23 protein-coding genes are annotated in these 21004 nt (G+C 45.3%); 7 read left to right on the top strand and 16 right to left on the bottom strand.

What is annotated here, in order from left to right; genetic code table 11:
- Nucleotides 1–20 precede the first annotated feature (20 nt).
- Together AACV32_RS07455 and lexA are read right to left on the bottom strand one after the other, a co-directional pair.
- Nucleotides 21–839: a class I SAM-dependent methyltransferase gene (locus AACV32_RS07455; RefSeq protein ID WP_017048580.1), complete on the bottom strand. Its 819-nt coding sequence runs from the start codon at nt 837–839 to the stop codon at nt 21–23.
- Between the two features lie 94 nt (nt 840–933).
- Nucleotides 934–1557: a transcriptional repressor LexA gene (lexA, locus tag AACV32_RS07460; RefSeq protein ID WP_026028591.1), complete on the bottom strand. Its 624-nt coding sequence runs from the start codon at nt 1555–1557 to the stop codon at nt 934–936.
- 319 nt (nt 1558–1876) lie between these two features.
- On the opposite strand from lexA, the gene plsB reads away from it, so the two are divergent.
- A complete protein-coding gene (gene plsB / locus AACV32_RS07465) occupies nt 1877–4300 on the top strand; it encodes a glycerol-3-phosphate 1-O-acyltransferase PlsB (protein WP_170895730.1) in 2424 nt (807 codons plus the stop codon).
- A gap of 81 nt (nt 4301–4381) precedes the next feature.
- Here the strand turns inward: plsB and ubiA are convergent, their stop codons facing one another.
- The gene (gene ubiA, locus AACV32_RS07470; RefSeq protein ID WP_088720706.1) at nt 4382–5236 is read right to left on the bottom strand and encodes a 4-hydroxybenzoate octaprenyltransferase; all 855 of its coding nucleotides are present in this window, start codon (nt 5234–5236) and stop codon (nt 4382–4384) included.
- On the bottom strand, nt 5233–5787 hold the full coding sequence (locus tag AACV32_RS07475) for a chorismate lyase (RefSeq protein WP_013855487.1): 555 nt from the start codon (nt 5785–5787) through the stop codon (nt 5233–5235). The genes ubiA and AACV32_RS07475 overlap by 4 nt, the downstream gene beginning before the upstream one ends.
- A gap of 236 nt (nt 5788–6023) precedes the next feature.
- On the opposite strand from AACV32_RS07475, the gene AACV32_RS07480 reads away from it, so the two are divergent.
- Nucleotides 6024–6431, top strand: a complete 408-nt coding sequence (locus AACV32_RS07480; RefSeq protein WP_013855488.1) for a flagellar basal body-associated protein FliL — start codon at nt 6024–6026, stop codon at nt 6429–6431.
- Between the two features lie 31 nt (nt 6432–6462).
- Here the strand turns inward: AACV32_RS07480 and glpG are convergent, their stop codons facing one another.
- The 6 genes from glpG to ftsY all read right to left on the bottom strand — a co-directional run bounded on the left by glpG (nt 6463) and on the right by ftsY (nt 11945).
- On the bottom strand, nt 6463–7296 hold the full coding sequence (gene glpG / locus AACV32_RS07485; RefSeq protein ID WP_064624135.1) for a rhomboid family intramembrane serine protease GlpG: 834 nt from the start codon (nt 7294–7296) through the stop codon (nt 6463–6465).
- Nucleotides 7297–7304: 8 nt separating this feature from the next.
- Nucleotides 7305–7625 carry a thiosulfate sulfurtransferase GlpE gene (gene glpE / locus AACV32_RS07490; protein WP_010316900.1) on the bottom strand — a complete coding sequence of 107 codons (321 nt, stop codon included), beginning with the start codon at nt 7623–7625 and terminating at the stop codon, nt 7305–7307.
- Nucleotides 7626–8020: 395 nt separating this feature from the next.
- Nucleotides 8021–8878: an RNA polymerase sigma factor RpoH gene (rpoH, locus tag AACV32_RS07495; protein ID WP_013855491.1), complete on the bottom strand. Its 858-nt coding sequence runs from the start codon at nt 8876–8878 to the stop codon at nt 8021–8023.
- Between the two features lie 175 nt (nt 8879–9053).
- Nucleotides 9054–10022 carry a permease-like cell division protein FtsX gene (gene ftsX, locus AACV32_RS07500; RefSeq protein WP_013855492.1) on the bottom strand — a complete coding sequence of 323 codons (969 nt, stop codon included), beginning with the start codon at nt 10020–10022 and terminating at the stop codon, nt 9054–9056.
- Nucleotides 10012–10686 (bottom strand): cell division ATP-binding protein FtsE, encoded by a 675-nt coding sequence (ftsE, locus tag AACV32_RS07505; protein WP_010316903.1) that lies wholly within the window; start codon nt 10684–10686, stop codon nt 10012–10014. Before ftsE ends, ftsX begins: the two co-directional genes overlap by 11 nt.
- A gap of 62 nt (nt 10687–10748) precedes the next feature.
- Nucleotides 10749–11945 (bottom strand): signal recognition particle-docking protein FtsY, encoded by a 1197-nt coding sequence (gene ftsY / locus AACV32_RS07510; RefSeq protein ID WP_170895731.1) that lies wholly within the window; start codon nt 11943–11945, stop codon nt 10749–10751.
- 206 nt (nt 11946–12151) lie between these two features.
- Here ftsY and rsmD point away from each other — a divergent pair, with 206 nt between their 5' ends.
- Together rsmD and AACV32_RS07520 are read left to right on the top strand one after the other, a co-directional pair.
- Nucleotides 12152–12751, top strand: a complete 600-nt coding sequence (rsmD, locus tag AACV32_RS07515; RefSeq protein WP_026028590.1) for a 16S rRNA (guanine(966)-N(2))-methyltransferase RsmD — start codon at nt 12152–12154, stop codon at nt 12749–12751.
- The gene (locus tag AACV32_RS07520) at nt 12748–13014 is read left to right on the top strand and encodes a DUF1145 domain-containing protein (RefSeq protein WP_013855495.1); all 267 of its coding nucleotides are present in this window, start codon (nt 12748–12750) and stop codon (nt 13012–13014) included. The genes rsmD and AACV32_RS07520 overlap by 4 nt, the downstream gene beginning before the upstream one ends.
- Before the next feature lie 75 nt (nt 13015–13089).
- Here AACV32_RS07520 and AACV32_RS07525 read toward each other — a convergent pair whose 3' ends face one another.
- The 3 genes from AACV32_RS07525 to AACV32_RS07535 form a co-directional block, all read right to left on the bottom strand.
- A complete protein-coding gene (locus AACV32_RS07525; RefSeq protein ID WP_017048588.1) occupies nt 13090–13677 on the bottom strand; it encodes a YhgN family NAAT transporter in 588 nt (195 codons plus the stop codon).
- A gap of 100 nt (nt 13678–13777) precedes the next feature.
- Nucleotides 13778–14401, bottom strand: coding sequence for a lysoplasmalogenase (locus AACV32_RS07530; protein ID WP_013855503.1), 624 nt, complete (start codon nt 14399–14401; stop codon nt 13778–13780).
- Nucleotides 14402–15318: 917 nt separating this feature from the next.
- Nucleotides 15319–15693, bottom strand: a complete 375-nt coding sequence (locus AACV32_RS07535; RefSeq protein ID WP_026028288.1) for a hypothetical protein — start codon at nt 15691–15693, stop codon at nt 15319–15321.
- Between the two features lie 219 nt (nt 15694–15912).
- Here AACV32_RS07535 and AACV32_RS07540 point away from each other — a divergent pair, with 219 nt between their 5' ends.
- Nucleotides 15913–16242, top strand: a complete 330-nt coding sequence (locus AACV32_RS07540) for a DUF2500 domain-containing protein (protein WP_088720704.1) — start codon at nt 15913–15915, stop codon at nt 16240–16242.
- Here AACV32_RS07540 and AACV32_RS07545 read toward each other — a convergent pair.
- Nucleotides 16239–17243: an acyltransferase gene (locus tag AACV32_RS07545; RefSeq protein ID WP_170895732.1), complete on the bottom strand. Its 1005-nt coding sequence runs from the start codon at nt 17241–17243 to the stop codon at nt 16239–16241. The two genes, AACV32_RS07540 and AACV32_RS07545, sit on opposite strands and share 4 nt — an antisense overlap.
- 220 nt (nt 17244–17463) lie before the next feature.
- Between AACV32_RS07545 and AACV32_RS07550 the strand changes: the two genes are divergently transcribed.
- The gene (locus AACV32_RS07550) at nt 17464–17934 is read left to right on the top strand and encodes a Dps family protein (RefSeq protein WP_013855507.1); all 471 of its coding nucleotides are present in this window, start codon (nt 17464–17466) and stop codon (nt 17932–17934) included.
- Nucleotides 17935–17997: 63 nt separating this feature from the next.
- On the opposite strand, the gene AACV32_RS07555 is transcribed toward AACV32_RS07550, so the two are convergent.
- Together AACV32_RS07555 and rhtB are read right to left on the bottom strand one after the other, a co-directional pair.
- Entirely contained in the window at nt 17998–19224 is a 1227-nt protein-coding gene (locus AACV32_RS07555; RefSeq protein WP_017049942.1) for an EAL and HDOD domain-containing protein, read from the bottom strand.
- Between the two features lie 36 nt (nt 19225–19260).
- Nucleotides 19261–19878 carry a homoserine/homoserine lactone efflux protein gene (gene rhtB, locus AACV32_RS07560; RefSeq protein ID WP_026028589.1) on the bottom strand — a complete coding sequence of 206 codons (618 nt, stop codon included), beginning with the start codon at nt 19876–19878 and terminating at the stop codon, nt 19261–19263.
- Between the two features lie 74 nt (nt 19879–19952).
- On the opposite strand from rhtB, the gene AACV32_RS07565 reads away from it, so the two are divergent.
- Complete coding sequence (locus AACV32_RS07565) at nt 19953–20963, top strand: alpha/beta fold hydrolase (RefSeq protein WP_013855510.1); 1011 nt, start codon at nt 19953–19955, stop codon at nt 20961–20963.
- The last annotated feature ends 41 nt before the right edge of the window (nt 20964–21004 follow it).

Raw genomic sequence — 21004 nt, forward strand, 5'->3', positions numbered from 1 at the left:
GGAGGACGGCTAGCGGTTACTCACCAACGGACATAAACTAAAACGGGTGTTAAGCGCAGCTTGTAAACCATCACCTTACTTAACCAACGTTGCCATAATTTCCAGCGGCCACAATGTTGATCGAGCGGTGAAAACGTTTTTGCCGACGAAGCCCAAGGCAAGACATTGAGTACCGCTTCGGTTGGATTAGCAAAACCATGTCCGTAATGGCCTGAGCCCATTTTCTGACCTAAAGCGGAAGCAGTTTTGTCTCCAGCCAGCATTAAACAAGCCGCCGCATTAGAAAAATGCAAACCCAATGCGCGGATAAAATAGGTGAGTTGCTGCGCCGTACAATCTAATAACGCATGCTCACAAACGATTAAAACGGCTGAGGATTCCGCAATAGGCAATGCATCCAACCACTGAAGATCATCGACACTGCCACACACATGTTGATAACGCTCACTGCGATGAAACAATTTCTGCCGCCACAGCAGGTTTTCGGTGATATCGAGTTCTATCCAATGGCAACGCCCGTTGTCTACCCGATAAAAACGGGTATCTAACCCTGCACCGACATTAATGATCCATCCATCAGGGTTACGCTCAATAAACGCGCGCACTTGTTGATCGCACAATTGCGTTAAGGTGGCATGCAGTAATTGTTTTTGATCGATATCACCGCTTAAACATTCGGGGGCTAAGTGACAGCTCTGGCAGGCCTTTGCAGCGATCGGATCATACACTAACCCGTTATCAACCAAACTTTCGCGGCTACGAAACCACAACGGTTGAACTAAATTGGTTGGAATATGATGACGTGGGGTTAGTGAATGTTTATCGGTAGGCATTACCATCTTCCTTATGTCGCAACTCGATGTAACAACAAAGAAGATGATAATGAATATCAGTTAGAATAACAAGTTATTGAGAATGGATCTCAATAATAAATTACATCCAATCGGTATTGCGAATAATGCCGACGGCCACACCTTCAATGGTGAGCTGCTGAGATTTAAGATCCACTTCAATCGGTGAGAACGCTTCATTCTCTGCGTGCAATAACACGGTAGAGCCTTTGCGTTCTAGACGTTTTACCGTCACATCATCTTCAACACGCGCCACCACCACTTGCCCATTACGCACATCTTGTGTTTTATGCACTGCGAGTAAGTCACCGTCCATAATGCCAATATCTTTCATACTTTCGCCTTGCACACGCAGTAAGAAATCCGCTTGAGGGCGAAACATATTGGGATCCACTTGGTAATGCGCTTCGACATGCTCTTGCGCCAAAATAGGCTCTCCCGCCGCGACTCGACCAATTAAAGGCAGGCCAAGATCTTCTGGCTCATTGGCAGCTTCAAGTAAGATACGCAACCCACGAGAGGCACCCGGAATAATTTCAATCGCTTGTTTACGAGCCAGTGCTTTTAAATGCTCTTCTGCGGCATTAGCGGAACGAAAACCCAGCTCGCGTGCGATTTCAGCGCGAGTCGGTGGCATTCCGGTTTCGTCGATCTTACTGCGGATAAGATCAAATACTTGTTGCTGGCGGGGCGTTAACGGCTTCATATCTCACCTGTCTGTTTATACAGTTAACTGTGAGTATATCCAGTAATCGAATAAATGGAAGAGCGGACGCTTATTTTTTGGCTATTTACAAAAAATGCCGCAATCGACCGATAAATACCTCACCGATTCACTCACCGCGCTCGCAAGTGATGCTGTTTTACTAAACAATAATGATTAAAAGGTTTGACCAGTTTCTGGTATCCTTGCGGCTCAAAAATAGCTAGCCGCTTCGGCGCATATCGATTTCTCTGAGTATCAACTCACAGGGAAATGGACATGCGCTTAAGCATATTGAAATATTCTTGAGGCGACGACCTTTATGTCTTCTGGACACTCATTATCTCGTTCACTACTAAAATTACCTTTGTCTGCGTTGGTCAAAGGCACGGCGATCCCTTCTAATCCAATAGAAGACCACGGCATTGATATTCACAAGCCGATTGTTTACGCCTTACCTTTTCGCTCAAGTGTTGATTTGCTCACCTTGCAAACTCACGCCAAAGAACTGGGTTTACCTGATCCGCTGCAACCACTTGAGCTAAACGGCAAAAGTTTTGCCCGTTATGTTTTCATCTCGGCGCGCCCAACCTTGATGCGCAATGATCAGCACGTTCCTAGTGACTCTATCGCTCTTTTTTCTGAACTGCTTGAGCTACATAAGTTTGATACGGAATTGGACGTTCAAATGATCCCAGCGACGGTGCTTTGGGGACGTAAACCAGGTAAAGAGGGGCAAGAGAAACCCTATCTCCAAGCCTTAAATGGCCCACAAAAAGCACTCGCGGTAATTTTTGCTGGACGCGATTGCATGGTGCGCTTTAGCCCCGTCGTTTCACTGCGCTATATGGCTGATTCACACGGCACCGACGAATCTATCGCGCATAAATTGGCACGAGTGGCTCGTATTCATTTCTCTCGCCAAAAGCTGGCAGCTTCTGGGCCAAATTTGCCCAATCGCCAAGCGCTGTTTAACCGCCTAATTAAATCACAAGCGATTGAAAAAGCGATTGAAGATCAAGCGAAAGCCAACAATATCTCCCTCGAAAAAGCGCGCAAAGAAGCGCATGACATCATGGATGAGATTGCCGCTGATTTCTCTTACTCCTTAATCAAGAAAGGAGAGCGCATACTGGGCTGGTTATGGAACCGCATTTACCAAGGGCTTAATATAAATAATGCCGCCACCGTGCGTCGCCTTGCGCAAGATGGACACGAGATTGTCTATGTCCCTTGCCACCGCAGCCATATGGATTATCTCTTACTTTCTTATGTGCTGTATCGCGAAGGTATGGTGCCACCGCATATTGCTGCCGGAATCAACTTGAACTTTTTCCCAGCAGGTCCGATTTTCCGCCGTGGCGGCGCATTCTTCATTCGTCGCAGCTTTAAAGGTAATAAGCTCTATTCGACCATTTTCCGCGAATATCTAGCCGAGCTATTTGCCAAAGGCTATTCAGTTGAATATTTCAGCGAAGGTGGCCGCTCACGCACTGGCCGTTTACTGCCAGCGAAAACAGGCATGCTGGCGATGACCATCCAAGCCATGTTGCGCGGCCTTAACCGCCCGGTGACCCTCGTGCCGGTTTATATCGGTTATGAACACGTGATGGAAGTGAGCACTTACGCCAAAGAGCTACGCGGCAAAAGTAAAGAGAAAGAAAATGCGGGTTTAGTGCTGCGCACGATTCGCAAGCTGCGTAATTTTGGCCAAGGCTATGTCAATTTCGGCGAATCGATCCCGCTGAACCAATACCTTAACGAGCAAGTGCCAGAATGGACGCAAGATATTGACCCTATGGGCAGCACCAAGCCGCAGTGGATCAACCCTATTGTTAACCAACTGGCCACCAAGATGATGACGCACATTAACGATGCGGCGGCGGCCAATGCCTTAACTTTGTGTGCCACCGCGTTACTTGCTTCACGCCAAAGCGCACTGGCTCGTGACAATTTGGTTAAGCAAATCGACTGCTATTTATCGCTACTAAATAACGTGCGCTACTCAGCAACCTGCACTGTGCCTAAAGCCAGTGCGGAAGAACTGGTTAACCACGCACAGTCGCTCGACAAGTTTGTAATTGAATCCGATACCATGGGTGAGATTATTTCCCTTGATCGCAATCAGTCGATTTTGATGACCTACTATCGCAATAACATCATTCATCTGTTTGCCATTCCCTCGCTGATTGCGCAGATGTTGATCCGCCAGCAAACGCTATCACTAGAGCAGATAACCGCCAATGTGGCACTGATTTATCCCTTCTTAAAGCAGGAGCTGTTTTTAAGCTTTGCGCAAGATGAACTCGCAGATGTAGTCAACGCTTACGTTAACGAACTGCAACGTCAACAATTAGTAACGCTAGAAGAGGGTGTCGTGGCCATTAACCAAGCCAAAACACAAGTGTTGATGCTGCTCGGTCGTACCATTTCAGAAACCCTACAACGCTACGCGATTGCTCTCAATCTATTGGTTGCTAACCCTGAAGTGGGCAAATCTGATTTAGAGCAAAAAAGCCAAGAAATTGCACAACGTCTTGGCCGTTTGCATGGCATCAATGCCCCTGAGTTTTTTGATAAAGGGGTATTCTCCGCCCTATTTGTCACGCTCAAAGAGCAGGGCTATTTGGATGTTGATGGCAATTGCCATTTAGAACCAACCGTTCAGCTAGCACGCCTACTTTACTCGATGCTCTATCCTGAAATTCGCTTAACCATTCAAGAAAGTCTCTGCCAAGCGAACTAATCGGTCGTAAGAAACAGTAAAGGCATCCCAATGGATGCCTTTACTTTATTCGTGAAGTACTTACAAAAACTAGTGAACTACTTACCAAAACGCAAAAAGCAGGCCCAACGTTAACACCATGCCAACGTGATTGTTATTGAGAAAAGCGTGGAAGCATAAATCACGATCACGATGACGAATTAAACGCTGCTGATAAACAAACAGAGCCGCTGCAGCCAATACTGACCAATAAAAACTCGCCCCTAACTGATAATAGCCACCAAGTGCGATCATCAACGCCAGTACCAATAACTGTAAAATGCCGATGATGATTTTATCAAAACGACCAAATAAAATAGCGGTCGATTTGACTCCGATATTGATATCGTCATCACGATCAACCATCGCATACTGCGTATCATACGCCACAGTCCACAACGCATTGATCAAAAATAGCCCCCACATCACCGCTGGCAATTCGTTGGCTTGCGCCGCCCATGCCATCGGAATAGACCAACTAAAGGCCAGCCCTAATACCAACTGCGGAAGGTGTGTATAACGTTTCATGAACGGATAAACAAACGCTAATGCGATACCAACAAAGGAGAGCTGAACCGTGAGTGGATTCATGGTCAAAACCAGCAGGAAAGAAGTGATACCTAGCGTTAAAAACAGTGCAATCGCCTCTTTGGTTGTCACACTCCCGGCAGGCAAAGGCCGCTGTTTGGTTCGTTTAACATGTCCATCGACTCTGCGATCAGCAAAATCGTTGATCACGCAACCCGCTGAGCGCATCAACAACACCCCCAACACGAATACCAATAATACTTTAGGATCGGGGAAACCTTGCGCGGCTAAAATCAATGCCCATAAGGTTGGCCACAACAATAGCAAAGAACCAATTGGCCGATCCATGCGCATCAGTTGCCAATAAGCACGCGCCTTAACCAAAGTCATGACACTCTCTCCTTAGAGTAAATCGGTGAAAAGGGTAAAAACAGCTCCGCAACTAACATCGGTTTATTATTCATCCATAATCGTGAACGGCGTGCAAGCAACGGCCCCTCTTCCATCATTGCCCAGCCCACTTGTAGTGCGTCACGCTTAACGTGCTCAGCACGAAAAACCGTTAACCCAAGCGGAATATCACCTTGGCGCGCTAAGTCATATTGCTGACCCAGCATCGAAGATTGAGGAATTAAAGTACGGCCTAAAACCCATGGCTGTTGATCACCACGCAGCACAACCTGGCGTAACAAACAGGCTTCATCAGATAACAGAGCCATCTCATCACCCTGTAATTTTTCTGCCTCAACGAGCTTATTGTGCAGTAGTTCAACGCTCAGTTGCTGACACTGCGCCTCTAACACGCGAGATAATGATCCTTGCTCTAAAAGCCAAGACTGAGAAACCTGATCAGGAAAAGAAAAAACGTCAGGTTGTTGCCAAATTACTTCTCGCAAAGCAGACAGATAGAGCGAAATTGATTGATTCATACTAGTATTCAATTAGTGGCTTTATCAACATACAATAAAGGTCCATTTTTGGTTAACACAACCATAAAAAGCGCTCACTCACAGAATCCCTCGGTTGGAGGTTAAAAACCCGCTTGTAAAAACGGGAAGCGACAACTGCGGTATATTCCAAACAACGAGATAAGCATTTTGATTACAATCCGATGCTCTATTGTAACAAGACTCAAGCGATTCGAGTATCGTGAACCAACTAAAGAAAAGATAGAAATATGCTTAAACGTTATGTAGCCCAAATAATTATCGCCCTAAGCTTGTTTTGTGCGTTACCAAGTTATGCACAAGATGAAAAAGCGCCTAGGCTGGCGTACTTTACCTTAGAGCCGGATCTCACCACCAACTTTTTCACCAAAGGAAATAAGTTAGGTTACATCCAAGTTCGTATCGACGTGATGGTATCCAGCGACGCCGATTTACCCGCCGTTGAACGGCATCAACCACTGATTCGTGATGCCATCGTCGAGCTACTCGGTAAACAGACCGAAGAGACGATAAAATCACTCGCAGGTCGGGAAGATTTAAGAAAAACGTTGGTCACAGAGCTCAACGCGGTGTTACTGCCTGAAATAGGCCGAACCATTATTGCTGACCTACTGTTTACTAAATACATCTATCAATAGAGCAGCGATTGCCGCTCTATTGATGTTTTGCTTAACGAGTTCGATGACGGCTGGCGTCATTTAATCCAAAGGCGATTCCTGAAAATAGGCCCGCTAAATGCGCGCTGTTGGCAATCGCCATAAAGGGTTGTACAAACCCGAGCACCAACCACACCAGCATGAAACCGATCACGGGTTTGGGCATTTGCAAGCCAAGATGAGGGGCTTTCCAACCAAGCATCCATAGATAACCGACCAACGCATAGACCACACCCGATAAACCACCAAAATTGGCTCCTTCAACCCAGTACTGAGCCGCACCGGACAACAATGCTGACACTAAAAATAGCTGTCCAAGTTTGAATGAGCCAAGCCGTTTTTCAACATCGCCCCCCAACTGCCACCACCATAACAAGTTAAAGACGATGTGCAGCACAGAGAAATGAAGTAAAGCATGACTAAACCAGCGCCAAATCTGCCATTGCTGCCCAGCCAAAGCAGGAAAATGTAATGCGGAAAATACTTGATTGGCTAGCCCAAACTGCTGCAATGCAAAGATAATGGCGCATACCATCATCACGCCCAGTGTTAAAGGCCCAGCTTTGGCTTTGAGCATCGCCAACATGCTCGGTGAACGATATTGAAAGTGACTTTTACGGCTTTCAGCCACATCCCATGAAGCGGCTTGATACTTTCTGTCATTTGGATTGTGCAGAAAATGGTTGAGTTCCGCTTCGGCTTCAATCTGATGTTGCTCATCAAGTAACCATAACGCAAATTGACCACTCCCTTCCGGCATCATTTGAATCTCAATTTCACGAGAGGCCATGTAATCAATAAAGGCTTGCGCCATTCTTGGGTTATTGAGCGTGATCAGTCTTAACATAAGTCATCCTAATTGCTGGTTACGGGCAAGCCTGCACGATGCCAAGCTTCGAATCCACCATCCACACTATACACCTGTTCAAAACCTTGGTTAATCAGATACTGTGCAGCACCTTGGCTGCTAATACCGTGATAACACATCACTAAAATGGGTTGGTCAAATTCGCTTTTTTCCATAAATGAAACCATGCTATCGTTGGTTAAGTGGAATGCGCCATTTGCATGTGCAACCGCAAAAGATTGCGCATCACGAATATCCACTAATTGCGCATCATGTTGTTCCATTAAAGCTTGTGCTGCTTGAGCATTGATATGTTGAAACTGATCCATCGCTTCCTCTGATTGGTTTTATTTTTGGCGTTTGATTGTAACCTATCCCAAGGCAATCAAGTACACGGCCTTTATAAGGTTATCCACCACTGATCACTTTTTCGCCGTTTGTGGATAATCTTGTGGATTGCGTTGATAAAGTAGTAAATGAGAAATAGATCCACAACATGTAGTGATGATCCTTACTTTTCTGTGTGTAACACAATACATATCCCCAAATATAAAACGGTGTTCAAGCCTTGATTTAACCGACTTGATGACAGCTCACGAATAATTTTGTCACAGAGTTATCCACAATCAGCGCGCTGAAAATTTGATCACTTAAAGTGATCAAAAATAAAAAAACCGAGATCGTAAGATCTCGGTTTTTAATGCACTTCACAATGAGTCAGTGATTAGAACTCGCCGACAGCATCCTTTAGCTTCTTCATTGCATTTTTTTCTAGCTGACGAATACGCTCAGCTGAGACACCATACTCTTCCGCTAACTCTTGTAGCGTAGCTTTTTGATCATCCAACCAACGAGAGCGCACAATATGTTTACTGCGTTCATCTAAGCTAGCCAACGCCAAGCTTAAACGATTGTTGGTGTGATGCTCCCAATTCGCCGCTTCAATGTTATCCGCAAGATCCGAATGCTTATCTTCGAGATAAAGCACAGGTGCCGTGTAAGAAGAGCTCGAATCATCGTCTTCCGCCGACATTTCAAAGGTGGCATCTTGCGCGGCTAAGCGTGATTCCATTTCTCGCACTTCAGCCGGGTCAACGCCCAACTCACGGGCAACCGCTTCCACTTCACCGCTATTAAACCAGCCTAAACGCTTTTTCGATTTGCGTAGGTTGAAGAATAGCTTACGTTGCGCTTTCGTGGTCGCTATTTTTACAATGCGCCAGTTGCGTAACACATATTCGTGAATTTCAGCTTTGATCCAGTGCACAGCAAAGGAAACCAGTCTCACCCCAACTTCTGGGTTGAAACGCTTCACCGCTTTCATTAAGCCAATATTGCCTTCCTGAACTAAATCCGCCATGGGCAGGCCATAACCAGAATAGCCACGAGCAACGTGAACAACGAATCGAAGGTGCGATAAGATCAACCCTTTCGCCGCTTCAATTTCACCTTTGTAATGTAATCGCTCTGCGAGTGACCGCTCTTCTTCCGCGCTCAGCATTGGGTAGCTGTTCACTGAACGAATGTAGCTGTCTAAGCTGTCTTGTGAAACGAGAGCCATTTGATACGTTTGGTTTGTCATTCAATTCCTCATCAATTTCTGATCTGGAGTAATGGATGTTTTTAACCTGACAATCTTGAACCTAAAATGAACAAGATTCAAGCAAGGGGAAACTATTATGCATAAACAAGTCGCCTATACAAGTGCTGTGGCTAAAGCTAGCCAACAGTTATTGCCTACATATGACAATATTCAACTAAACTGGTTCAATTTCTTTTAAATGACGCTGCGCAGATACTTTTGCCGCTACGCATCCTAAGAAAGTACCGAGCATCAACAGCAGTAAGGATTCATCCCAACTTAGGCCAATAAGACGAAAACGGCTGTCATACAGTAGGGCAAGATCTTCAACAGCACCGTTCAATAAAATAGTCACAAAAGCGGTTAACAGCCAAGCGGCGAATGCGCCCAACAAGCCAAACCACATGCCAGCATAGAGATAAGGGCGCAAAATGTAGCGATCGGTGGCACCGATCAATTTCATGGTTTGGATCTCTTCTTTATTGGCTTGTACGTTAAAGCGCAAGGTGTTGCCCACAATCAGAAATACAGCGCCCAACATCAATACCGATAAACTCGCGACAATGATCGCCGCTAAAGTTCGAATGGCGTTTAACCTAGCAAGCCAATCTTCATCCAAGCGAACATCCGTGACGTCTTGTTCTGCTTGTATTTTTTTCGCCAGCGCTTTGATTTGCTCTTGCTGCTCAACCTGCGGGGTAACAATAAGCACGCCAGGTAAAGCGTAATCATCCAATAAACTAATGGCTTGTTCAAACCCGGCGTATTGACTCAGGTCATCCAATCCTTGCTGCGGTGAGATGTACTCCACGCTGGCGACATCGGCTAAACTTTCTAGCTCATCTTTCAACACCATAATTCGTGCTTCAGGTGTGCGCTCATGTAGATAGACACTGATCTGAGCAGGGCTGGTGACATTATTGGCTACAGACGCGATATTTTTGCTCAGCAGGTACATACAGGCTGGCATCGCAAGCGCCATCGAAATAACGGCGAGCGTTAAAATATTGCCGAGTGGGCGTGACCATAAACTTGAAAATGAGGCCTTGGCCTGCTTAAAGTGGATGGCTAAGAAACTATCGGTTTTGGCCCGTTTCGGTTCACGTGCTTTCGCGTTCCTTTTATTCGACGACTTAACGGCCATAGTCTTCTACCTCGCTTAAAAAACCTTGGTTAAGTTCTAAATGACGATATTGAGGACGCGTGTTGACTAAGCTGATGTCGTGCGTCGCAAGCAAAATAGAGACTCCGGCACGGTTAAACTCTTCAAACAGTTTAAGCACACGGTTAGAAAGCTCTGGGTCTAAGTTACCCGTAGGCTCATCGGCCAGCAGTAAGGTAGGTCGGTTCACGACCGCTCTTGCGATACCCACTCGTTGCTGCTCACCTCCAGAAAGTTGGCTCGGTAAACAGCGTGCTTTGTCTAATAGATCAGTTTTATCCAGCGCGGCTGAGACGCGACGCTTAATTTCATTTTCTGAAATCGATTCAATGCGCATTGGCAATGCCACATTGTCGTAAACCGTTCTGTCCATCAGTAAGCGATGATCTTGAAACACGATGCCGATGTTGCGGCGTAAAAAGGGAATATCTTGATTGGGAATACGCGTAATATCGTGACCGTTAAAGCTGATGCGCCCATCGGTTGGACGCTCAATCGCACAGATTAACTTCAACAAGGTGCTTTTACCGGCTCCGGAGTGCCCACCCAAAAACGCCATTTCTCCTCGGCGTAGGTGAAAGTCGACCTTTTGCAGCGCCTGACGGCCTCCGCGATACGCTTTGCTGACTTGTTGAAACTTAATCACTCGCTATTCCTCTCACCAGTCTCCATTGGATGATGAGGTGCTCATTGAGCACCCACGCACACTTACTCTTCGCGGCTAAACAGAGCTTCAATAAATTGCTGCGTTTCAAACGGACGTAAATCGTCAATCCCTTCGCCAACCCCAATAAAGCGGATCGGAATTTCAAACTGATCGGCCAGCGCAAAAATAACGCCGCCTTTCGCCGTGCCATCCAGCTTGGTTAATGTGATCCCAGTCACCGGGGCCACTTCACTAAAGAGTTTGGCTTGGCTGATGGCGTTTTGCCCAGTAGCGGCATCTAACGTCAGCATCACTTCATGCGGCGCTGATTGATCAATTTTTTTCATGACGCGCACAATTTTACGCAACTCTTCCATGAGGTTGCTCTTGTTTTGCAAGCGACCAGCGGTATCGGCGATCACCACATCCACGCCACGTGCTTTGGCGGCCTCAATCGCATCATAAATCACTGATGCGCTGTCTGCGCCAGTGTGCTGCGCAATTACTGGTACGTTGTTACGCTCGCCCCACACCTGCAACTGCTCAACAGCCGCAGCACGAAAAGTATCGCCCGCCGCTAAGATCACTTTTTTACCTTGAGCTTGAAACTGTTTGGCCAACTTACCTATCGTGGTCGTTTTGCCTACGCCGTTGACGCCGACCATTAAAATAACGTAGGGCGTTTTTTGGCTATCGATCACTAACGGTTGCTCTACTTTGGCCAAAATGTCGGCCATTTCGTCTTTCAATAAACCGTAGAGTGCCTCTCCATCTTTCAACGCGTGGCGAGAGGCTTTTTCTGTCAGATTACTGATGATTTTGAGTGTGGTTTCCATCCCAACATCGGCAATCAGCAGTTGCTCTTCCAGCTCTTCAAACAGCTCATCATCAATTTTCTTACCTTTAAACAGACCAAAGAAACCCGCACCAATATTGGCTTTGGTTCGGCTAAGGCTGCGTTTTAAGCGTGCGAAAAAACTCTCGCTGGGTTTTTCTTGCTCTTGAATTCGTGCTTCTGCTTCTGCTTCTGCTTCTGCTTCTGCTTCTGCTTCTGCTTCTGCTTCTGCTTCTGCTAGCGCAGTGTGTGGCTCTTCGATGAGTTGAGCAACTGCCGTCGTTTCTTGTTCTTGCTCAGCATCAACTGGTTCGACAAGCGTAGATGGCTCAAGCACTTGTTCTGTTTCGCTGGTTGATTTACTTGATTCTTCGTCACCAAAACCGAGCCAAGAGAGTAATCCACGTTTCTTTTTTTCCGTCATCTGGGGATATCCTAGATCTACCTAACTAACTACGACCCTTTTCTTGAAGGATTATCCCTCGTAAGAAAAAGAAAAATGACAAAGCAGTGAAAACTTTCCAATTAGATTGGTAAACTTTGTCATTATTGAAATTCAATGGCTATACCAAACCCGTTTCGGGTTGGCAGATTGGGTATAGTATCACTTTATTAGCGGTCAAAAAATCTATGGTAAGACGTCGCCAACAAAACTCATCACAAAATAAGCCTTCAACGGGCTTTGTTCGCATTATTAGTGGCTTATGGAGAGGTCGTAAACTGCCTGTTCATGATGCCCAAGGTCTGCGTCCCACGACGGATCGCGTCAAAGAAACTCTTTTTAACTGGTTAGCACAGGAGATCCCTGGTGCACACTGCTTAGATTTATTTGCAGGCTCTGGCAGCCTTGGGTTTGAAGCCGCCTCAAGGCAAGCGCAATCCGTGACGCTGATTGAACTCAACCCGACGGCATTCAAACAGCTTGAACACAATATTGGTGCGCTCAACGCGACCAACTTACGAGCGATAAATAGTGATGCGCTGGCCTTTCTCAAGCAGAAAGGGACGCCTCACCACGTGGTGTTCATCGACCCGCCTTTTCGCCAAGGCTTATTAAGCGAAGCCGTCTCGCTTTTAGAACAAAATGGCTGGCTTGCTGATGAAGCGCTGATTTATATTGAGACGGAAAAAGAATTGGCGCTAGAAGGCATCCCTGCTAATTGGCATCTGCACCGTGAGAAAAACGCAGGCCAAGTCAGTTATCGACTATTTGAGAGGAGCTCGGAATGAGAGTGTTACTGGTACTTGCAAAAGCGGCGATTGCTTTTGTTTGGTTGATTCTATTACTGAATATCTTCATGCCGTTCCCCGGTAAAGCGGCGATTGCACTTTATATTATGACGGCATTTTTGTTCATTATGCACGGGCTACAAATGCTGATTTTTATCGGTGCGTTTGGTGACAAGATCAGCATGAGCCGTTGGGAAAAATGGTCGATTCTGGTATTTGGAGTCTTCGCGCTGCTCGATATCCGCCGCAAACACATGACGTAAGTTAACGGCATAAAGAAAGCAACATAGGAAAAGCCGCTTCAAGTTCACACGATAGGCGGCTTTTTTATCCCCGAATCACAGCCCCATATAGCTTTTTACGCCATTTAAGAACATTTGCGTTGAGATCATAACTAGCAATAATCCCATCAAACGCTCGACCGCTTTTAAACCGCGTTCACCCAGCACTTTGTGGAAGAAACCGTAGAACATCAAAATGATGAAAGTGGCGCCCCACGCGAGCAGTACAGAAGCTGACAGCTCAAGGAGTTTGTCAGGGTGCTGAGTCGAAAGAAGCAGTAAGGCCGCAATCACTGAAGGACCCGCGATCATCGGAATTGCCATCGGTACGATGAAGGGCTCTTCCCCCGCTGCTAATCCAGTAATGCTACCTGCACTAGGGAAAATCATTTTAATCGAGATGATGAAGAGAATGATACCGCCAGAAATGCTGAGAGTTTCCGGTTGCACGTGCAAAAAACCCATGATGTTTTTGCCAGCAAACAGGAACAACATCAAAATGATCAACGCAAAACAGAGTTCGCGCACGAGCACAACACGGCGACGTTTGGGATCAAGGTGTTTTAAGATGGAGAGCATGACCGGCAGGTTGCCAAGCGGGTCCATGATCAAAAAAAGCATGGTCGCCGCCGATAAAATATCCATCTCTCACTACTCACATCGATTTAAAGTGGCAGCAGTATATCAGCCCAGTCATGAGATTTCGATGCTCCTGAAAGTAACGATATAGATGAATCGATAATGTTTACAAGGCCACCGAGGCAGAGATTAACGCTTGCGCTAATAAATAGCTGCCAGAAATAAGATAGCGCCCACAAGGCAATGGCCTGCGGTAATCGTGAATGGCTAACAAACTGGCCGAGAGCATCAGCACCAGACAGCCAACAAACCCGGCAAAGGCAGGCACTGTTTGCGTCTGCAGCCACAACTCTCCCGCCGCCCACGCCAACTGAACTAACATCATACCCATAATGGTTACGGGAAAGATCAAGGTGTCGATTTGCGGTAGCAATAGGAAAAAAGCCACAATACTGGTCGCAATCAAAAGGGCGGGTAACCACCACACCATAGTGTCAGAAAGTTGCGCCCAGAAGGCTTTACTGTACATCAACTGTGCGACAAGAAAGCTAGCAAAACAGAGTTTTGAGTAGCGTTGCAACAGATGCAATGTGTCCGCGATTGCGGAAATAAGCAGACCGAGCGTGACCCATAAGATAGGAGAAGTGAGCTGCGTGGTATGGTTTAGAACTATCGCCACCAATAACAGCATACTGAGTGTTTTAAACATTACCGCTTGCTTGATTTTGTTACTTTCAACAGCCGAAATACTAATGAATCCAGACAAAGCAACGGAGAGCCAACTCCACATCTCATTTCCCCTTTAAAAATCTGCGGTCAGTGTAGGCATGTCATCATTGAAGTCCAGCAGATGAACGCAAAAATTGGATCTTGCTAGCGAATCGGAACGTTGGCTTTATTCAACAACAAAGAGTGGCGAAAACAATCAAAGCTCACTCTTTACTCACCAACCCTCACTTTCAATCACCACAATGCTACCAAGAGACATTCCACTCATTTACAATACACAAACAAAGGAAAACCAACAAAAAACGACACTAAAAAAGAAATCATTAAAATAAAAATAAAAATAAAAACAATGATTTAGAAAAAAACCAAAAGAAAAACCAGAACTTAAAGCCTCTAATAAAAAAACAGCAACAACTGACTTACTAACTAGCAAAAAAACTGGTTTAACCAATTTTATTTGCGAGAACATCTCATTATTAAATTAATTTTTCTCGAAAAATGAGAATTCACCAAACTCTGACAATGATAAGCCACCTAAGATAGTAAAACCAAAAAAAACCATACAAGCAACATCACATTAACCTAATAAAATCAAACAAATTCAACGAATTAAATAAATACAGATTAAAACAGCACCAAGAAGAACATTATATAAACACACCAAAATAAGCACTAAACATTGCCAATATTCCCTGAATATGATGATGTTAAGGTGTTATTTTGGATGCTTCATCAAATTTAGGTTGATCAACTAAACAAAGTAGTGCTATTCTCATATTCATAGAATGAAACCACAGAATAAAGGAGCAGTGTTATGATTTCTTCATCTCAAAAACAGGGACTTGTAATGATCGCGGTTATCGTAGGCCTAATGACACTGCCAATGATGTACTAAGTATCTAATTCCCAATAAAAAAAGAGGACACTTTCGTGTCCTCTTTTTTTATCTAACGATTGAGTAAAACAACCTAATACCATTTATGGCATTGTGACGTGTTTCGATAGGGCTTCCCAATGAAGATAGTAAAAAAGAAGCGCCGCTAACGTGATTAAGGTCATTAATGAAATGGCTACGCGCCAAATAAAGCGACCGCTGCGCGGAGTCAGCTCTTTCTCACATTCATCACACACACGAAGAAATGCTTTGCGATCTTCTAACTGATAGTTATCTTCATGCACAACTTTGTTACGAATAGTGGCAATAAACCTCAGCTTGCCCACCACATCATGTGGTAAACGCTCTTCACAGCTGGTCACCAATTGATGTAACCCCTTCCCCTCAGCGTGATATTGCTCTCTCAACAAGCTTTCCAATCGACGCGTTCGCAAAACCACTTTCTCAATATCTGACATTATCGCCCTCCTGTGCCAACTCTGGTGGCGCTCCATCTATTTTTATCATACTTCCCCACGAGATAGTTGAGCATTTTTGCTCGCTAACCTGCCGAGGAAATGTGATATCCGCCGGAAAAAAAACCGTCAAACCAATCAAACTCACGCTTTAGTAGCAAGCAACACCCCTTGCCATATGTTGCACGCTAAAATGTCGCCTTCATCGCTAAGGAGTTCACCATGCCGCTTTCATTACTTATCGTTGTCGCTTTGTTAGTTATCTCTGCTATTTGGGTATTTAGCTATTTCTATCGTCGCCATGTGCAAGGCGAAAACGCCCCCGAACGCACTGCTAATGTCACGATTATCGACAAGCAAGCCATCGTCATCCCTCATGCTCGCACTGGGGAAGAGGATCAGGAGTTCTGGATTTACGTCCAAAAAGGCAAACTTGGCCCAAAGCGGGAATTTCAAGTCGGCGTGCATTATTACCATGCACTTAACCCAGGCGACCAAGGAATGCTGACTTATTGTGGACACAAGTTTCTACACTTTGCACTCAAGCGTTAAGGTAATAACCAACGTGTTTTTGCAGAGCGAGCAACCCATATACTCACCGCCAGTGATCCTGCGCCGCTTACGAGAATCCATAACGGGATCACCCATGCGGGATTCCCTTGATCCCACCCATACTCTTTTACAGGCCATAGAAAGATGGGATGTAATAAATAGATGCCTAAGCTGTGCTGGCTTATCACACTTACGACTTGCTTAGCACGAGCGGGCAATCTCTCAGCAAAATATCGACACACTATAAATATCATGCTGGCGGCTAACACAACGTTCAGTGTTTTATAAGAGAGCCAGCGACCAATCGTATACTCACCCGCTGCAACACTGTGGCTGACCACCATCCATACCGTCGTCAATAGTGCCAGACAGCCAAGCAGAATCGCCATACATAGCGTTACCCGGTTGAGTGGCACCTTCTGATAAAGCAAGTAACCCAACGGTAAATAACCAGCAAACAGCCATAGCTCATTGCTCCAAGGGCCATCAATACCACATAAAAATAAGGTGGTCGTCAGCAGCCACACGGCAACTAATGCGTACAGCGCTTTATCATCAACTCTTCGGACCAGCAAAGGGATCACAAAATAAAGTGGGATAAAGTAATAAAAAAAACCTAAATGGTAATACGTTGCGTGGTGCGTACTGTTACTCAGCACCGCCTTTGCAACTTGCCCATCAAATCCACTCGCACTCCAGCCGGACAAATAAGCATAGAAGAGCGACCAAACGATAAATGGCAGCAAAACTTTGCCAAGACGTCGCTGAACATAATAACGCGCATCAAAAGGGCGACGATCACTGAGCATTAAGGCTCCAGTGATCAATATAAAGACTGGCACAGCCCAACGGCTTACACTATTGATGCCAACCGCAACCACCCACTGCTCAAAAGGAATATCGCCGAGTTGCTGCCGATAGGGGGCCAACACATGAATACCGATCACCGCTACAGCCGCCAAACAGCGCAATAAATCAAAAAAAATAACTCGTTTGGTCATAGTGCCTATCCACAGTGTTTTAAGGTTTCTACTATAAAGTTGAAATAGTTGGCTATGTAATCCGCAAGTCAATTATCGGTAAAGGATCACTAACGCCATTATAATTAATAGCTAATACCTATCGAATAAATCAATCAAAACGAATTTATTTTGTTCACTTCAAGGTGCAACCTAATGCTTAACAAGAGAAATCACTTATCCATGACAACGAGGTGAACACATGACAACAAATTTGATCGGTTTAGATACCAACCAAAGCCAACAACTTGCACAAGCGTTAAACCAATTATTGGCTAACTACCAAGTGTTTTATATGAATACTCGTGGTTACCATTGGAATATCAAAGGAAAAGAGTTCTTTGAACTGCACGCAAAATTTGAAGAGATTTACACTGACATACAGGTCAAAATTGATGAGTTAGCGGAACGAGTTTTGACTTTAGGTTATCAACCGTTGCATAGCTTCAGCGCCTATTTAGCAACAGCACAAGTGTCAGAACACACTAACGCAACTAATGGTCAAGAAACCATGCAAGGATTGGTTAAGGGATTCAGTGTATTGATCCACCAGCAACGAGAAATTCTTGAAATTGCAACGCAGGCGGGAGATGAAGGCACTTCAGCACTGATGAGTGACTACATCCGCGAACAAGAGAAACTGGTATGGATGCTGAATGCTTGGCTGCAATAAACCCTAAGTTTGGGCAAACCGCCGTCGCTTATGACGGCGGTTTTTATATTCTCACGAAATTTATTACAGCAAACGATGAATATCTTGACTCCAGCGCTGCGCCGCCGAAAGCTCATCACTGACTTGATTTAATTCAAGCCCTAGCAGATCACAATGGCTTTCCACTCCTTGCCAGTCCGCTTGCTCAAAACACTCCTCAAGTGCCAACAGCTCGCCAATGGGTCCTTCACGCTTTTGCAGTGCTAGTTTGACCACGTCACACAAGGGTAACTGCGCAACCAGCTCTTCAATTGAAATATCCAGTAAGGCATCTAACACAGAAAAAAGACCAATTAAAAAAGCTTGCTCGCGATGTTGACTAAATGAAGGATGCCCAGACATTAATTGGCAAAATTGAGCACGTTGCAAAGAGAGGTTATACAACTCTTTCGGCTTTTTAGCTGAGACAAATGAAGCAACGGCTAATGATACAAAGGTTTTGAGTTTATCTTGACCAAGATAGACCAAAGCTTGACGAAAAGAGGAAATCGGCACGGATAAGCGATCAGACATAGTGTTGACGAATCTGAGCAACTTGTATGAGAGCGCTACATCTTGCGCGACAATGTATTCAATCCGTTCAAAATCAGCATTTGGCTTACAAACTTCTCGAAACAGCTCTAAGGCGATAATCTGCTCTGGTCCAACATAACGCTGCTTGATCATTTCTGGTTTACTAAAGAAATAACCTTGGAAAAAGCTAAAACCGGCATTACGTGTCACGGTGAACTGGTGATCCGTTTCAACTCGTTCCGCTAAATAACGACGCTTACTGCCTTCCGCTAAACGCTGACGTACAAACTCGCAAGCGTGATCTAAGCCCAGCGCCATAATATCGAGCTTGACGATGTGCACATAACTCAGAAAGCGTTCCCATTCTGGCGCATACACAAAGTCATCCAGCGCCACCAGATAGCCACGCCGATACAACTCTTTAATCGCCTCAAGCAGTTCATCCGTCGGCTCACAGGTTTCGAGCACTTCCACCACAATTTGTTCTCGCGGCAACGTTAAAGGCAGACGGCGAATTAAACTCTTGTAGGGAAAATTAATAAAACAACGTGATTTGGGAATATTAGGATTGATCCCCACCGCAAGAAAGTTTTCGACGATCAAGCGATACGTGGCTCGATTCGACTCAATGTGCGCTGGAAACGCGTTTTTTTCCCCATCACGAAAGAGCAATTCATAGCCAAGCGTATGCTGCTTAGCATTTAAGATCGGTTGTCGTGCGACATAAGAATAATGCATTAGTGATTAACAACTAATAATTGAGACATAGCCATCTTAGGACTTCGCCACTGCTAGTAGCGCTCCACAACCAATAAACATCGAGCCAAATACTCGGTTAATCTTACTCATGACACTCTCTGAACGAATAAAGCGCCCCATTCGTGCGGCTAAGGAGGTGTAACCAAGCATCACAATCGAATCAATGGTTACCGTGGTCACGCCTAACACCAACAATTGAATGAACTGATCTTGGGTTGGGTCAATAAATTGTGGAAAAAGCGCCACCAGAAAGACTATGGATTTAGGATTTGTCAGGTTGATCAACACCGCTCGACGCAATAAAGACCAACTCGTTTGCATTTGAGCCGTTGCATTGGTCATCATACTTGAACGATCACGCCATTTTTGAATACCTAACCACACCAGATACGCAGCACCAACCCACTTAATCACACTAAATGCCATGGCTGATTGTGCCACTAAAGCACCAATTCCGGCTCCCACCAACATGATGTGAAAAGCCAAACCCAATTGTAAACCCACAATCGCGGCTAGTGATTTACGTGTACCGTAGCTAAGGCCATTGCTGATGGAATTGACCGTACCTGAACCCGGCGCCAAACTAAACAGTATCGCGGTCACCACATAGGCAAGCCAAACATGAGTATCCATTGCAATTCCTCTCAACTAGACTAATCTAGCCTAAAAATGAACTATTCCTCGAATCTGTCCAATAAGAATAATCTATGAATCAGACGAGTCCAAACTCCCCACCTTATACTCAAGAGTCTTTCTTTGAGCAAGTGATCAATACCACGATTGCCGATTTCTGGCACTCCAGAGAAGAAGGTTTTATCAAATCTGCTGATAAAACAAAACTTTATTGGTGCAAACTTACCTCGCCTCAACACTCAAAGGCGATCTTCGTCGTCAACGGACGAATTGAATCTTGCTGGAAATATCAGGAGCTATTTTATGATTTTTTCCAACAAGGTTATGATATTTATTCTTTTGATCACCGTGGCCAAGGGCTTTCTGATCGATTAATCGACGATCCACAAATCGGCCATGTCGGTGAATTTGATGACTACATTTTAGACATGCAGCGTGTCATTGAGCACTTTGACTTAAGCCATTATGCACAACGTTTTCTCGTCGCCCACTCGATGGGCGGTGCCATTGCGACCCGGTATGTACAAACATACCCTCAACACCCATTTGCGGCTATGGTGCTCAGCGCGCCAATGTTTGGTGTCAACATGCCATGGCAATTACGTCCTATCGCCATGACACTGAGCCAAGTGCTGACGGCGATGTATAGCAAGCCAACCTATGCGCCAGGCTATCAAGCCTATTCGGCAAAGCCTTTTGAGATTAACCCATTAAGTCAAAGTCAGGTGCGTTACCAATGGTTTCGAGACCTGTACCAACGCAAACCCGAATTGCAAGTCGGCGGCCCTAGCACGCGCTGGGTATGGCAAGGGCTCATGGCAGCGAAGCTGTGCCAACTGATGACTCGTCAAGTGAAGTTACCAACACTCATCTTGCAAGCAGGACAGGATGACATTGTCAGTAATGCGGATCAAATTCGCTTTGTCACTAAGCTGGCGAAAACCAATCCATCTAGCAAGCTGGTCATCATTGAAGGAGCAAAGCATGAGCTCTTTTTTGAAAAGGATTGCTATCGAAACCAAGCACTTGATGAGCTATTTAAGCAATTCCAATCTCTTGAGAACACAGTTAAATCAAGATGTTAGAACTGAGCAAATAGAGGAAATTTCAATTGAGCGTTTTACCC

Origin of the sequence: Vibrio sp. B7, from assembly GCF_963888765.1 — a bacterium.
GTDB lineage: Bacteria > Pseudomonadota > Gammaproteobacteria > Enterobacterales > Vibrionaceae > Vibrio > Vibrio anguillarum.

Coding starts and splice junctions, on each gene's coding strand:
- rpoH (WP_013855491.1), bottom strand. CDS start 8,878: ATGACAAACCAAACGTATCAAATGGCTCTCGTTTCACAAGACAGCTTA.
- rsmD (WP_026028590.1), top strand. CDS start 12,152: ATGGTAAGACGTCGCCAACAAAACTCATCACAAAATAAGCCTTCAACG.
- rhtB (WP_026028589.1), bottom strand. CDS start 19,878: ATGGATACTCATGTTTGGCTTGCCTATGTGGTGACCGCGATACTGTTT.
- AACV32_RS07555 (WP_017049942.1), bottom strand. CDS start 19,224: ATGCATTATTCTTATGTCGCACGACAACCGATCTTAAATGCTAAGCAG.
- lexA (WP_026028591.1), bottom strand. CDS start 1,557: ATGAAGCCGTTAACGCCCCGCCAGCAACAAGTATTTGATCTTATCCGC.
- AACV32_RS07480 (WP_013855488.1), top strand. CDS start 6,024: ATGCTTAAACGTTATGTAGCCCAAATAATTATCGCCCTAAGCTTGTTT.
- AACV32_RS07550 (WP_013855507.1), top strand. CDS start 17,464: ATGACAACAAATTTGATCGGTTTAGATACCAACCAAAGCCAACAACTT.
- ftsX (WP_013855492.1), bottom strand. CDS start 10,022: ATGGCCGTTAAGTCGTCGAATAAAAGGAACGCGAAAGCACGTGAACCG.
- AACV32_RS07540 (WP_088720704.1), top strand. CDS start 15,913: ATGCCGCTTTCATTACTTATCGTTGTCGCTTTGTTAGTTATCTCTGCT.
- ubiA (WP_088720706.1), bottom strand. CDS start 5,236: ATGACTTTGGTTAAGGCGCGTGCTTATTGGCAACTGATGCGCATGGAT.
- ftsY (WP_170895731.1), bottom strand. CDS start 11,945: ATGACGGAAAAAAAGAAACGTGGATTACTCTCTTGGCTCGGTTTTGGT.
- AACV32_RS07530 (WP_013855503.1), bottom strand. CDS start 14,401: ATGTGGAGTTGGCTCTCCGTTGCTTTGTCTGGATTCATTAGTATTTCG.
- glpG (WP_064624135.1), bottom strand. CDS start 7,296: ATGTTAAGACTGATCACGCTCAATAACCCAAGAATGGCGCAAGCCTTT.
- AACV32_RS07535 (WP_026028288.1), bottom strand. CDS start 15,693: ATGTCAGATATTGAGAAAGTGGTTTTGCGAACGCGTCGATTGGAAAGC.
- glpE (WP_010316900.1), bottom strand. CDS start 7,625: ATGGATCAGTTTCAACATATCAATGCTCAAGCAGCACAAGCTTTAATG.
- AACV32_RS07565 (WP_013855510.1), top strand. CDS start 19,953: ATGAATCAGACGAGTCCAAACTCCCCACCTTATACTCAAGAGTCTTTC.
- AACV32_RS07545 (WP_170895732.1), bottom strand. CDS start 17,243: ATGACCAAACGAGTTATTTTTTTTGATTTATTGCGCTGTTTGGCGGCT.
- AACV32_RS07455 (WP_017048580.1), bottom strand. CDS start 839: ATGGTAATGCCTACCGATAAACATTCACTAACCCCACGTCATCATATT.
- AACV32_RS07520 (WP_013855495.1), top strand. CDS start 12,748: ATGAGAGTGTTACTGGTACTTGCAAAAGCGGCGATTGCTTTTGTTTGG.
- AACV32_RS07525 (WP_017048588.1), bottom strand. CDS start 13,677: ATGGATATTTTATCGGCGGCGACCATGCTTTTTTTGATCATGGACCCG.
- plsB (WP_170895730.1), top strand. CDS start 1,877: ATGTCTTCTGGACACTCATTATCTCGTTCACTACTAAAATTACCTTTG.